7 protein-coding genes and 1 pseudogene are annotated in these 13,627 nt (G+C 71.5%); 3 read left to right on the forward strand and 5 right to left on the reverse strand.

Translation table 11 applies throughout. The features are described from left to right. Nucleotides 1-606 (forward strand): annotated as a pseudogene (locus tag ACWD5O_RS09580) (hypothetical protein); the annotation flags it as partial. Nucleotide 607: 1 nt separating this feature from the next. Beyond that, complete coding sequence (locus tag ACWD5O_RS09585) at nucleotides 608-1,303, forward strand: class F sortase (protein WP_354963882.1); 696 nt, start codon at nucleotides 608-610, stop codon at nucleotides 1,301-1,303. A gap of 70 nt (nucleotides 1,304-1,373) precedes the next feature. Here the strand turns inward: ACWD5O_RS09585 and ACWD5O_RS09590 are convergent, their stop codons facing one another. After that, nucleotides 1,374-6,455, reverse strand: a complete 5,082-nt coding sequence (locus ACWD5O_RS09590) for an NAD-glutamate dehydrogenase (RefSeq protein ID WP_450085005.1) — start codon at nucleotides 6,453-6,455, stop codon at nucleotides 1,374-1,376. A 289-nt stretch (nucleotides 6,456-6,744) separates the two neighbouring features. Here ACWD5O_RS09590 and ACWD5O_RS09595 point away from each other — a divergent pair, with 289 nt between their 5' ends. After that, nucleotides 6,745-8,709, forward strand: coding sequence for a penicillin-binding transpeptidase domain-containing protein (locus ACWD5O_RS09595; protein ID WP_449935693.1), 1,965 nt, complete (start codon nucleotides 6,745-6,747; stop codon nucleotides 8,707-8,709). Between the two features lie 127 nt (nucleotides 8,710-8,836). Here ACWD5O_RS09595 and ACWD5O_RS09600 read toward each other — a convergent pair whose 3' ends face one another. From ACWD5O_RS09600 to ACWD5O_RS09615, 4 genes are all read right to left on the reverse strand, one after another. After that, nucleotides 8,837-10,168 carry an arginase family protein gene (locus tag ACWD5O_RS09600; protein ID WP_387326075.1) on the reverse strand — a complete coding sequence of 444 codons (1,332 nt, stop codon included), beginning with the start codon at nucleotides 10,166-10,168 and terminating at the stop codon, nucleotides 8,837-8,839. Between the two features lie 66 nt (nucleotides 10,169-10,234). Beyond that, nucleotides 10,235-11,158: a tetratricopeptide repeat protein gene (locus tag ACWD5O_RS09605; RefSeq protein WP_450085006.1), complete on the reverse strand. Its 924-nt coding sequence runs from the start codon at nucleotides 11,156-11,158 to the stop codon at nucleotides 10,235-10,237. 157 nt (nucleotides 11,159-11,315) lie between these two features. Further along, the gene (locus tag ACWD5O_RS09610; RefSeq protein WP_387326069.1) at nucleotides 11,316-13,004 is read right to left on the reverse strand and encodes an acyl-CoA mutase large subunit family protein; all 1,689 of its coding nucleotides are present in this window, start codon (nucleotides 13,002-13,004) and stop codon (nucleotides 11,316-11,318) included. A gap of 107 nt (nucleotides 13,005-13,111) precedes the next feature. Continuing rightward, complete coding sequence (locus tag ACWD5O_RS09615; protein WP_354963876.1) at nucleotides 13,112-13,522, reverse strand: Asp23/Gls24 family envelope stress response protein; 411 nt, start codon at nucleotides 13,520-13,522, stop codon at nucleotides 13,112-13,114. Nucleotides 13,523-13,627 lie beyond the last annotated feature (105 nt).

Consider the following 13,627-nt stretch of genomic DNA (forward strand, 5'->3'; position numbering starts at 1 on the left):
ACGGACGAGAACGGCAAGGACGAGAACAGCAAGGACGAGAACAGCAAGGACGAGAACAGCAAGGACGAGAACAGCAAGGACGAGAACAGCAAGGACTACGAGGGCACGTACGAGTACGGCGGCCAGGGCGGCGGCGCCGCCGCCGACGGCCACCGCGACGAGGACAGCAAGGACTGGAAGGGCGAAGAGCACGGCCAGGAAGGCCGCGACGCCAAGGACGAGGGCAAGAAGGACTGGGAGTCCAAGGACGAAGACAAGAAGGACCGGGACTCCAAGGACCACGACAAGAAGGACTGGGAGTCCAAGGACGAAGACAAGAAGGACCGGGACTCCAAGGACCGCTGGGAGAACAAGCGGGACTTCGTCTACTACGGCGAGGCCAAGGTCGACAAGGACGCCCGCCCGGGTCGCTACGAGCTCAAGGGCTCGTGCGGCGAGGGTGAGCTCGTCGTGCTGCCCCGCGGCGGGGTCGACGGCGGTGACGGTGGCGCGAGCACCGGCACCGACCGTGGCCTGGCCACCGGTGGGGCGAGCCTGCTCGGCGCTGCCGCGCTGGGCGGGATCGTGCTGATGCGTCGTCGGCGGACCGATGGTTCGCTCGTCTGACGTGACGACGACACGGGCCGGCGGCCGTCACGGGAAACCGTGGCGCGCCGCCGGCGCGGTCGTCGTCGTCACCCTGGCCATGATCGGTGCTGGCATGATCGGCACCTCGATGAAGACCACGCCCCCTCCCCGCCCGCCGCAGCCGCTGGCCCAGGCCGGTCCCGAGGTCACCGGGCCGGCGGTCACCGGTACGGTTCCGCCGGCCGACGGGGAGCCCGTAGGGGCCGTCCAGGCTGGACTGGAGCGGTCCGCCCCGACCAGCATCGAGATCCCCAAGATCAGCGTCAACGCGACGATCATGTCACTGGGCACCAACCCGGACGGCACCGTCGAGGTTCCCCCGCTGGAGCAGGCCGACCAGGCCGGCTGGTACGAACCGGGCCCGAGCCCCGGCGAAACCGGTAACGCGGTCATCGTCGGGCACGTGGACTCGGCGAAGCTCGGACCGGCCGTCTTCTTCGATCTCGGCTCTCTCGTCCCCGGCGACACCATCACCGTGCGGCGGGCCGACGGCCAACCGGTCGCCTTCAAGGTCGACTCAGTGAAGTCGTACCCGAAGACGTCCTTCCCCACGGAGCTGGTGTACGGGCCGAACGACCGGCCCGGCCTGCGGGTGGTCACCTGCGGCGGTCAGTTCGACGAGGCCGTCAAGAGCTACCCGGACAACGTGGTCGTCTTCGCCACCCTGGTGAAGTGACCCGCGACAACGAAAGCGGTCCGGCCGATCGGGTCACCCCGATCGGCCGGACCGTGTCCGGCGTACCGACTCAGGCCGCGGCGGAGGTCCGCACCAGGGTGCGGATCTGACGCAGCAGCACGGACAGGGCGGCGAGATCCGCCCGCGACTCGTCGAACTCCCCCATCGCCCGGCGCGCCCGGTGGATCGAGGTGGCGTTCGACTGCTCCCACTGCTGCACCCGCTCGTGCGGCGGCAGCTCATCAGGAGTGGAGTCGAGCACCTCCGCGGTGAGCGCGGCCAGCGCGGCGTACAGGTCGTACCGCAGCGCCATCCGTGCCAGCGTCTGCCAACGGTCCTCGCGCGGCAGCAGGGAGATCTTCGACAGCAGCGAGTCCACCCGGAACAGGTCGGAGAGCACGAAGTAGACCGAGGCCACCTCGCCCACGTCCCGACCGCTGCGGGTCGCGGTCTCCACCACGTCCAGCAGGCCGAAGCTGTACATCAGACGGGTCGCCTGCTCCGCCAACTCCCGGGGCAGCCCCCGCTCGGTCATCGAGTCGATGTGCGCCGCGATGGCCTGCCGCTCGCTGCCGTAGAACAGTTCCTCCAGGCCCGGCAGCAGCCGGGTCACCCCGTCCCGCAGGCGGGCGATCTCGGTCGGCACGTCGATCGGCGAGCGCCGGTTGGTCACCAGCCAGCGCACCGCGCGGTCGAGCAGCCGGCGGGTGTCCAGGTAGACGCTGGTCTGCAGCTCGGGCGAGACCTTGTTGTCCAGCGCCTCGACCGCGTCCCACAGCTCACGCAGCCCAAACACCTCGCGGACCACCACGTACGCCCGGATCACGTCGGCCGCGCTGGCCGCGGTCTCCTCGACCACCCGGAAGACGAACGTGATGCCGCCCCGGTTGATCGCCTCGTTGACCAGCACGGTGGTGACGATGTCCCGGCGTAGCCGGTGCCGGCCCATCCGGTCGGCGAACCGCTCGCGCATCGGCGTCGGGAAGTAGTTGACCATGACCTCGGTCGTCCACTCCTCGTCCGCCAACCCCTCGGTGAGGATCTCCCGCTCAAGGACGATCTTCACGTACGCGAGCAGCACCGCGAACTCCGGCGCGGTCAGCCCGGACTCGCTGCGGACCGCCAGCTCCTCGTCCGGCGGCAGCGCCTCCAGCGACCGGTCCAACGCGCCGGAGCGCTCCAGGTCGTTGATCATCCGACGGTGCACCGGGAGCAGCGAGGCGGCCTGGGCCTGGGCGTTGTTGATCGCCCGGGCCTGGTCGTAGTTGTCCCGCAGCACCAGCTCCCTGACCTCGTCGGTCATCTCGGCCAGCAGCTCGTCGCGGGCGGCCATGGCCAGGTCTCCGTCGCCGACAGCGGTGTTCAGCAGGATCTTGATGTTCACCTCGTGGTCGGAGGTGTCCACCCCGGCCGCGTTGTCGATGAAGTCGGTGTAGATCCGGCCACCGGTCAAGGCGTACTCGATCCGACCGAGCTGGGTCCAGCCCAGGTTGCCGCCCTCGCCGGCCACCCGGCAGCGCAGGCTGCGCCCGTCCACCCGGATCGCGTCGTTGGACTTGTCGCCCACCTCGGCGTTGGTCTGGCTGGACGCCTTGACGTAGGTGCCGATGCCGCCGTTCCAGAACAGGTCCACCGGCGCGGTGAGGATGGCCTTCATCAGCTCCTGCGGCGACATCTGCGTGACGTCGTCGTCCAGGCCGATCGCCGCCCGCACCTGCGGGGTGATCGGAATGGACTTGGCGGTACGCGAGAAGATGCCGCCGCCGGCCGAGATCAGCTCCGGGTTGTAGTCCTCCCAGGACGATCGGGTCAGGTCGAACAGCCGCTTGCGCTCGGCGTACGAGGTGGCCGCGTCCGGGTCCGGGTCCAGGAAGATGTGCCGGTGGTCGAAGGCGGCCACCAACCGGATGTGCTCGGAGAGCAGCATCCCGTTGCCGAACACGTCGCCGGACATGTCGCCGACACCGACCACGGTGAAGTCCTGGGCCTGGGTGTCCAGACCCAACTCCCGGAAGTGCCGCTTGACCGACTCCCAGGCGCCCCGGGCGGTGATGCCCATCTTCTTGTGGTCGTAGCCCGCCGAACCGCCGGAGGCGAACGCGTCGCCCAGCCAGAAGTTGTGGGCCGCGGAGATCTCGTTGGCGATGTCGGAGAACGTCGCGGTGCCCTTGTCCGCCGCCACGACCAGGTACGGGTCGTCGCCGTCGTGGCGGACCACGTCGACGGGCGGCACGATCTGCCCGCTGACGATGTTGTCGGTGACGTCCAGCATCGCGCCGACGAACTCCTGATAGCAGGCGACCGCCTCGTCCCGGTCGCCCGGCTTCTGCTTGAGCACGAAGCCGCCCTTGGCGCCCACCGGCACGATCACGGTGTTCTTCACCATCTGCGCCTTGACCAGGCCGAGCACCTCCGTGCGGAAGTCCTCCCGACGGTCGGACCAGCGCAGCCCGCCCCGGGCCACCGGCCCGAACCGCAGGTGCACGCCCTCGAACCGGGGCGAGTAGACGAAGATCTCGAACTTCGGCCGTGGGGCCGGCAGGTCCGGGATCGCCTGCGGATCGAGCTTGAAGGCCACGTACGCCTTCGGCCGCCCACCGACCGGCTTCTGGTAGAAGCTGGTCCGCAGGGTCGCCTCGATCAGCGTCAGGTACGAGCGCAGGATCCGGTCCTGGTCGAGGCTGGCCACGTCGTCCAGCGCGCCCCGGATCGTCTCCACCAGCTCACCGCTGCGCTGCTGGCGCTGCTCCGCGCTGAACTCACCCGGCGCGAATCGGGTCTCGAAGAGCTCCACCAGCAGCGCGGCGACCTTCGGGTACGCGATAAAGGTCTGCTCCATGTAGTCCTGCGAGAAGACCGTGCCGGCCTGCCGCAGGTACTTCGCGTACGCCCGCAGCACCACCACCTGTCGCCAGGTCAGCCCGCCGCGCAGCACCAGCTCGTTGAACCGGTCCACCTCGGCCTCGCCGCGCCAGGCCGCCGCGAACGCGTTCTCCACGTGCGGGCGCACCTCGGCCAGCTCCTGGTGCCCCTCGGGCAGCATGAGACCGAAGTCGTAGAGGTACACCCGGCCGTCGACCCGGTCCACCTCGTACGGGTGCTCGTCGACCACGCGGACGCCGAGCGAGTGCAGCACCGGCAGCACCGCGGAGAGCATCATCGGCTCGCCGTACCGGTAGACCTTGAACCGGACGTCCATGGCCTCGGCCAGGTCGGCACCCGGGACCCGGGTGCCGGGCCGGGGGGCGAGCTGCTTGCGGAACAGGTGCATCTCCAGCTGGCCGGGCTCCTCCAGCAGCTCCAGCTTGGCCAGGTCCTTCATCGCCTCGTACGGCGTGTGCCCGTCCTTGTAGCCCTCCGGGAACGCGTCGGCGTACCGGGCGAAGAGGTGCTTGGCCTGCTCGTCGCCGAGTTTGCGCTCCAGCACCAGCCGGTAGTCGTCGTCCCAGAGCCGGGTCGCGTCGGCGAGCTCCTCGGCGAGCAGGTCGGCGTCGATCTCGCCGGGCGGCCGGGTCGGGTCGGTCCGGACGATGAAGTGGACCCGGGCCAGCATCGACTCGGTGACCCGGGTGGTGTAGTCCACCCCGACACCGTTCAGCTCGCGCAGCAGGATGTCCTGCATCCGTAGCCGGTTCTGTGTGGTGAACCGGTCCCGGGGCAGGTAGATCAGGCAGGAGATGAACCGTCCGTAGGCGTCCCGACGCAGGAAGACCCGCAGCTGCCGGCGGCCGGCCATCCGCAGCACGCCGATCACGGCGTGGTACAGGTCGTCGGTCTTGATCTGGAACAGCTCGTCGCGCGGGTAGGTCTCCAGAATCTGGAGCAGATCCTTGCCGGAGTGGCTGCGCCGGCTCAGGCCGGAGCGGTCCAGGACCTCGGCCACCTTGCGGCGCACCACCGGCAGCTCCCGCACGCTGGTCCGGTACGCGGCGGTGGAGAACAACCCCAGGAAGCGCCGCTCGCCGATCACGTCGCCGGCCTCGTTGAAGATCTTGAAGCCGATGTAGTCCAGGTACGCCGAGCGGTGCACGGTGGCCCGCGAGTTGGCCTTGGTGATGATGAGCAGGCGCTTTTCCAGCACCTTCTCGTGGGCCTCCGGCGTCATCGACGCCAGCGAACGGGCCTCCGGGGAATCCGACCGCAGGATGCCCAGACCGGTGCCGAGCACCGCCTCCAGGGCCTTGCCGTCGACCACGTCCGCGCCGTCCCTGCCGGGAGCATCCACCAACCGGTACTCCCGGTAGCCGAGGAAGGTGAAGTGGTCCTGGGCGAGCCAGCGCAGCAGCTCCACCGAATCGGTGATGTCCTTCTCCGGCACCGGTGGGCGGTTGTCGGAGGTCCGCGCGGCGGCCAACTCGTCGGCCAGAGCCAGGGCGCGCTGGCGCATCTTCGGCCAGTCCTCCACCGCCTCCCGCACGTCGGTGAGCACCCGCTGCAGCTCGCGGCGCAGCCGCTCCCGCTCGGCCGCGTCCCGGACCGGGTCGATCTCGATCCGCATCCAGCTCTCGATGATGTCGCCGGCGATCGCGTCGTCCGGCTCCACGTCCGCGGAGACCTCGGTGAGGCGGCCCAGCGGCTCGCGCCGGACCACGACCAGCGGGTGCACCAGCAGGTGCACGTCCAGGTGGTACGAGTTCAGCAGCGCGGTCACCGAGTCGACAAGGAACGGCATGTCGTCGGTGACGAACTCGACGACCGTGTGGTGCTGATCCGCGTGCGGCTCGTGGATCCGCAGCTTCAGCTCCCCGGGCACCCGCTGCTGGGCGAGATCCCGGTGCGCCCGGGCCGCGTCGAGCATCTCTTCCGCCGTGAAGCCGACCAGCTCCTCGTCCGGGGCGAACCGCCAGAAGCGTCCGACCAGGGTCGCCGCGTCGTGGTCGTCCCCCGCGAGCGCGACAGCCTGCGCCACCAGGCGCTCCGCGTTGGGCACCGGCTCGTCGAGCTCGGCATCCTCCACGTCGTCGGCCATCGCCTCGGTCGGCAGGCCCAGATCGTAGATGGTGTCGATGCTCGACCCGGTCAGCCCGGTCACTCCCGAGTCGAGCCGGCCGTAGCCGTCCCCGTCGGTCGCCGAATCGAAGCTGTCGTCGTCCCGGCCGGAGTCATCCTGCCGGAGGTCGGGTTCCGGTTTGATCGCCGGACGCCGGTCCATCGGTGCCACTCCCCTCGACCCACCGCGTTGTGGGTCACTCTGCCGCCCAGCCTAGGCCTACCGCTCTGCACCTTCGTCGGTGGACCACTGGCCGGACGTCCGGATCGGGACTCTGTCCTTTCACCCGTTGCGGGTCCGAGGTTGGCCGGTTGCGGGATACCCCGCCGCGCGATGTTCATCACACGGGCGCGCGCCGTCTTTCCGCACGTCGGGCGGCACCGCGGGACGCTCCGGACAGCGGCCGCGTACTACCGTGCAGAGGCTGTCCGAGATCGGAAGGACCCGCTCCATGCCCTTGTCGTACCCCCGGCCCCACCGACCGAACCACCGGCGGAGCGTCGCCGCCCTCGCCGCGACCCTGCTCACCGCCGGTCTCCTGGCCGCCTGCTCGGGTGAGGACGGGCCGGAACGCAGCGTCGACGCCTTTCTCGCGGGCTGGCGCAGCGGCGACCTCCAGGCGGTCGGCGTGGTCGACACGACCGGCGCCAAACTGCCGTCGACCGAGGTGGCGCGCGAGATCAAGGAGCTCTCCGGTGAGCTGGCGGCCACCCCGCCCACGCTGACCCGCCAAGGCGAGCCGAAGATCACCGCCGACACCGCGACCGCGAGCGTCCGGGTGGAGTGGCAGCTTCCCGGTCAGGTCCGCTGGGCGTACGACCGGGAGGTGCGGCTCACCCACGGCGACGACGACCAGTGGCAGGTGATCTGGGAGCCCCGGGTGGTGCACGAGCAGCTCACCAAGGGCGACCGGCTGGCGCTGCGCCGCGACACCGGCCCCCGGGCGGGGCTGCTGGACGGCGCCGGGCAACCGATCGTGACACCCCGCCCGGTGGTCCGGGTGGGTGTGCAGCCGCGTGAGGTCACCGACGTCAAGAAGCTGGTCAAGGACCTCGACGCGGCCTTCAAGGCGATCCGTCCGGCGTTGGTCCCCGCAGTCGACCTGTCCGATCTGCCCGAGCGGATAGCCAAGGCCGAGCCGGATGCCCTCGTCGAGGTGGTGACACTGCGCCAGGAGGCGTACCGGCAGATCAAGCCCCGGATCTACGACCTGCCCGGCACCAAGTTCCCGACCGACAAGCTCGACCTGGCGCCGACCCGGGAGTTCGCGCGGGCACTGCTCGGATCGGTCGACCCGGCGCAGGCCGACGACCTGGCCGCGCACCCGGACCGCTACGTCGCCGGTGACCTGGTCGGGCACGGCGGGCTCCAGGGCCGTTACGACGAGCGGCTGCGCGGCGGCCCGGGGCTGACCGTGCTGGTCGAGCGCCCCGCCGAGGACGGCAAGCTGGAATCCACCGGCACCGAGCTGTTCCGCCGGGAGCCGCAGCCCGGGCAGGCGTTGAAGACCACCCTGGACGTGGCCACCCAGAACGCGGCCGACGGGGCGCTGCGCGCGGAGTCGCGCCGGTCCACCCTGGTGGCGGTGCGGATCAGCGACGGCGCGGTGCTCGCCGCGGCCAACGGGCCCGGGCCGGCCGGGGAGAACCTGGCCTTCACCGCCCAGGTGCCGCCGGGCTCGACGTTCAAGATGGTCAGCACGTTGGGCCTGCTGGATCGCGGCGCGGTCACGCTGGACGGGCCGGTGGCGTGCCCGAAGACCTTCACCGTCGACGGTCGGTCCTTCAAGAACTCGGACAACTTCGAGCTCGGCTCGGTGCCGTTCCGCACCGACTTCGCCAAGTCCTGCAACACGGCGTTCGCCTCGCTGGCGCCGAAGCTCGGCGGCGACGGGCTGGCCGCCGCCGGCCGCTCGCTGGGCCTGGAGGGGCAGTGGGACCTGGGCACGGACGCGTTCACCGGCAAGGTGTCGACGGGCGGCAGCCTCGCCGAGCAGGCCGCCGCCTCGTTCGGGCAGGGCACCACGCTGGTCAGCCCGCTGGCGATGGCCGGCGCCACCGCCACGGTCGCCCGGGGTGCCTTCATCCAGCCGAAGCTGCTGATCGACCCGGCGCCGGCCAAGCCGGCCGCGACCGGCGGACCGCTCAAGCCGCAGTCGATCGAGGCGCTGCGCACCATGATGCGCGAGGTGGTCACCGCCGGCAGCGGCAGCGCGCTCAAGGACGTCCCGGGCGGCGAGGTGTACGGCAAGACCGGCACCGCCGAGTACGACGACAACCCGGCCCACACGCACGCCTGGTTCGTCGGCTGGCGGGGTGACGTCGCGTTCGCCGTCTTCGTGGAGAAGGGCGGCGCCAGCACCGCGTCCGCCGTACCGATCACCGAGCGTTTCCTGCGCGCCCTCCCAACCCCCTGACCCACCCACCCCTCCTCGACTCGGGTGATCAAGAGGTTTGCGTCAGTTCTGAGCGGGATCCTGACGCGAACCTCTTGATCACCCGGGTGGCCAGGTGGGTGGGAGCGGGACGGGGGCAGTGAGTGGGTCAGGCGGTGTCGGCGTTGGAGCGGCCGGCGGGGTCCGGGGCGGCTGGCGAGGGTCGTCGTAGCAGGCCTGGGCCGGCCGACGCGGGTGGGCCGACCGGTTCCCGCTCGACCGGAGCGGGGGCGCCGGCCGGCTCCGAGTGGCTCGGGCCGAGGATCCCCAACGACTCCGGCTCGGCAGGGGCCGGAACGCCGCGAGGCAGCCGGCCCGCCGACGGGCGGACGCCGGAGGGCTCGGCGTCGGCGGGCGAGCCGGCAGTGACGGGGAGGTCGAGCGCGGCGGGATCGCCGAACCGTGCCTCGGCGCCGGTCGCGGGACGCGGACCGTCGAGCCGCTCGGAATCGGCCCCGGGCCGACCCTTGCCGCGGCGCGGCGTTGGCGCCGGCCGGGCCGACAGCAACCGGGGCGGCACCGCCTCGGGGGCGGTCACCGGGGCCAGCCCGGCCACCACGGTGTTGACGATCTCGGCCGCGTAGGAGCCGTCCGGGTCGTAGTCGGGGTCGAAGACGGTCAGCTCGACGCCGAGGCAGTGCGGGGTGTCGACCAATCCGGCGAGCAGGATCTCCAGCTCGGCGAAGGCGATCCCGCCCGGGTCCGGCGCGTCCACGGCGGGCATCACCGCCGGGTCGAGCACGTCCACGTCGATGTGCACCCAGTAGCCCGCGCAGTCGGCGAGCTGTTCGTGGGCCCACTGGGCCGTCCGGGCGGCGCCCTCGGCGCGCAGCGCCGGCACCGGCCGGGTGACGATCCCGGCCGCCTGGAGGTCGAGCCGGTATTCGTCCTGCGCCCGGATGCCGAGCACCACCACGTCGATGTCACGGAAGTAGGGTCGGCGCCCCTCCAGCGCGGCCAGGTCGGCCTGGCCCCGCCCGGTGACCAGAGCCAAATCCTCGCCAGCCGCCGCACCCACGTAGGAGGCGTTGCCGGGGTGCCGGAAGTCGGAGTGCCCGTCCACGAAGACCAGCCCGATCCGCCCGCCGACCGCCTCGCCGAGGCGGTGCATGGCCAGCGCCGAGCCGAGCAGCACGGAGCAGTCGCCGCCCAGCACCACCGGGAACTCCCCCCGGTCGATGATGGAGCCGATCCGCTCGGCGAGCGCCAGCGAGTAGTCGGCGATCTCCCGGGCGTGGCACACCCCGTCGCCGGGCCGCCAGTCACCCGGGTCGTACCGGGGTGGGGTGAGGCAGCCGGCGTCGCGGGCCCGCAGTCGGGCCAGCAGGTCGTGGTCGCGCAGCGCGCCGGGCGCCTTCGCGCAGCCCGGGACCGAGGTGGACGTCGGCGGCCGCAGACCGAGATTTGTCGGCGCGTCGAGGACGGCGATCCGGCGCATCATGAGCTCCCGTCCTCGGTGGTCGGGCGGGCCGGCCGGAACGCCGGCCCGCGCTGGCGTGCTACGAACTCAGAACAGGGCGCTGGCCAGGGCCCGGCGTGCCGAGGCGACCGCCGGATCATCCGGGCCGGCGATGGTGAACAGTGAGACCAGGTGCTGGCGTACCGTCTCGCGGTCCTCGCCGACGGTGCGCCGGACGAGGCTGACGAGCCGGGCGTACGCCTGGTCGGCCAGGCCGCTGAGCACCTCGATGTCGGCGGCGAGCAGTTGGGCCGCCACGTCGTCGGGGGCACTCTCGGCGGCGGCCAGCGCGGTTGCCGGGTCGGCGCCGGCCACCCGGCGGGCAACTCCGACCTGGGCCAGGCCCGCCTCGGCGGCGGCGTCCGCCGGGCTGTCCGCCAGGATCTTGCAGTACGCCCGCTCGGCGGCGTCCAGATCGCCGCTCATCAGGGCGTCGTCCGCCTCGTCGAGGCGGGGGTCCTCCGGCTCGGCGACGGCCACGCCACCGGCCTTGAGCACGGCCTGGATCCACTGGCGCAGCTGCGCCTCGGGCACCACGCCGGAGAAGGCGTCGATCGGCTGGCCACCGACGACCGCGTAGACCATGGGGATGCCCTGGACCCGGAACATCTGGGCGATCCGGGGGTTCTCCTGCACGTCGACCCGTGCCAGCACCCATGTGCCGGCGCTCTCGGCGGCCAGCTGCTCCAGCACCGGGGCGAACTCGTCGCTCTCCGGGAAGCCGGCCGCGCCGAAGAAGACGATGACGGGCATGGCCATCGACCGCTCGAGCACGTCGGCCTGGATGGTCGCCTCGGTGACGTCGACGATGGCGGCGTTACCGCCGGCAGTGGGTGCGCCGGGAGTGCCGGCGGCCGGGCCGCCCTGCGGGGGTGTGCCGGGGCGGGTACTGGCTGGTGCGGGGCCGCGCAGCGTGCTGAGGTCGACCGCGCCGCGGGTGAAGATCGACGAGGTGATCCGTGGGTCGCTCATGGTTACCTAGTCTCGCACGTGAGCCCGCGATCTCCGCTCACCCGCAACTGGGACGTTGCAACTCTCACCCGCACCGCCACAACCCCCGTGATCATGCACTTTCCGCCCCGGAGATGCGGCATCTCCGGGGCGGCACGTGCAGGTTTGGCGGGGTGCGTCAGAAGCGCGCGGGTTCGCGGTACGTGCCCCATTCCGCCCGGAGGGCGTCGCAAATCTCACCGAGGGTGGCTTCGGCGCGGACGGCGTCGAGCATGGCGGGGACCATGTTCTGGTCGGTGCGACTGACGTCGACCATCCGGGCGACCGCCGCGCGGACCGCGGCCTCGTCCCGGGCGCTCTTGCGCTCGGCGAGCACCCGGCGCTGCTCCAGCTCCACCTCGTGCGAGATGCGCAGGATCTCCAGCTCCTTGGCGACCGTGCCGGTGTGGCAGTTGACGCCGACGATCTTCTTGTCGCCCTTCTCCAGCGCCTGCTGGTAGACGAAGGCCGACTCGGCGATGTGCCCGGTGAACCAGCCGTCCTCGATGCCGCGCAGGATGCCGGAGGTCATCGGGCCGATCTGGTGCGGGCCCTCCCCGCCGAGCTGCCGGATCCGGGCGAAGATCTCCTCTGCCTCGGCCTCGATCTTGTCGGTCAGCGCCTCCACGTACCAGGAGCCGCCGAGCGGGTCGGCCACGTTGACCACGCCGGTCTCCTCCATCAGCACCTGCTGGGTACGCAGGGCGATCTCGGCGGACTCGTCGGTGGGCAGCGCCAGGGTCTCGTCCAGCGCGTTGGTGTGCAGCGAGTTGGTCCCGCCGAGCACCGCGGCGAGGGCCTCGACGGCGGTGCGTACGACGTTGTTGACCGGCTGCTGGGCGGTCAGCGACACCCCGGCGGTCTGCGTGTGGAACCGCAGCCAGAGGGCCTTCTCGCTGGTCGCTCCGTAGACCTCGCGCAGCCACCGGGCCCAGATCCGCCGGGCGGCGCGGAACTTGGCGATCTCCTCGAAGAAGTCGACGTGCGAGTCGAAGAAGAAGCTGAGCCCCGGCGCGAAGACGTTGACGTCCAGCCCGCGGCTCAAGCCCAGCTCCACGTAGCCGAAACCGTCGGCCAGGGTGTACGCCAGCTCCTGCGCGGCGGTCGAGCCGGCCTCGCGGATGTGGTAGCCGGAGACCGACAGCGGCTTGTAGCGCGGGATCTCCCGGGCGCAGTACTCCATCAGGTCGCCGATCAGGCGCAGGTGCGGCTCGGGGTCGAAGAGCCACTCCTTCTGCGCGATGTACTCCTTGAAGATGTCGGTCTGCAGCGTGCCGTCCAGCGTGGACAGATCCGCGCCCTGCCGCTCGGCGGCGACCAGGTACATGCAGAACACCGGCACGGCCGGGCCGGAGATCGTCATCGAGGTGGTGACGCCGGCCAGGTCGATGCCGTCGAAGAGCGCCGCCATGTCGGTGGCGGTGTCGATGGCGACGCCGCAGTGGCCGACCTCGCCGAGCGCCTGCGGGTCGTCGGAGTCGCGGCCCATCAGGGTCGGCATGTCGAACGCGACCGAGAGGCCACCACCGCCGGCGCCGAGGATCATCTTGTAGCGCTCGTTGGTCTGCTGGGCGTTGCCGAAGCCGGCGAACTGCCGGATCGTCCAGGTCCGCCCGCGGTAGCCGGTCGGATGCAGCCCCCGGGTGTACGGGTACTCGCCCGGCCAGCCGATCCGCTCGAACCCCGGGTAGGCGGTGCCCTCCGGCGGCCCGTACACCGGATCGACCGGCATCCCGGAGAGCGTGGTGAAGTCCGCGTCCCGCTTGCGCGCGGAGTCGTACCGGGCCTGCCAGCGTGCCCGTCCGGCGGCGATCTCGTCGGCGTCCATGCGCAGGGCTCCTCCTCGGTCCTCGACTGCACGTCGAGTGTAGAGCCCTTGCCTGAACGATCGCTAAGTCGCGTCGTACTGGCGGGTAACCTGAGCTGCGCCGATGGTCAGACGGCCGGCGTCGCCGGTCCGCCCATCGCCACGTCGTCGACCCGGATGTTGACCTCGTCCACCCGCAGCCCGTACGCCTCGACCGCCTCGGTGACCCGGGCCCGCACCTGGCCGGTGATCTCCGGCACCGGCTGACCGGCCTGGATGACCAGCACCAGGTTGACCACGGCCGCGTCCCCGGTCACGTGCGCCGAGCAGCCCCGCCGGGCATCGCCCACCTGGTCCAGCCCGACCCGGTCGAGGACCGAGTTGAAGAACCGGGCGACGTCCCCGCCCATCTCGGCCACCCCGGGCACCGCGCGGGCCGCCGCGACGGCGATCTTCTCGATCACCTCGTCGGAGACCTGCGTCGACCCGCCAGCCACCGATGGCACCGTGGTGAGCTCCTGCGTCGCCTCGTGGTTCACGTCCCGCTCCCCTGCTCCTCGCGCCACCGCGCCGGCACCCCGGCCGGCCCCCACCGCCGTGGGGCGGTGCGAGCCTACAAGGACGCCGGGACACGAGGGTGTCCC

It is taken from the genome of Micromonospora sp. NPDC005161 (genome assembly GCF_053599855.1).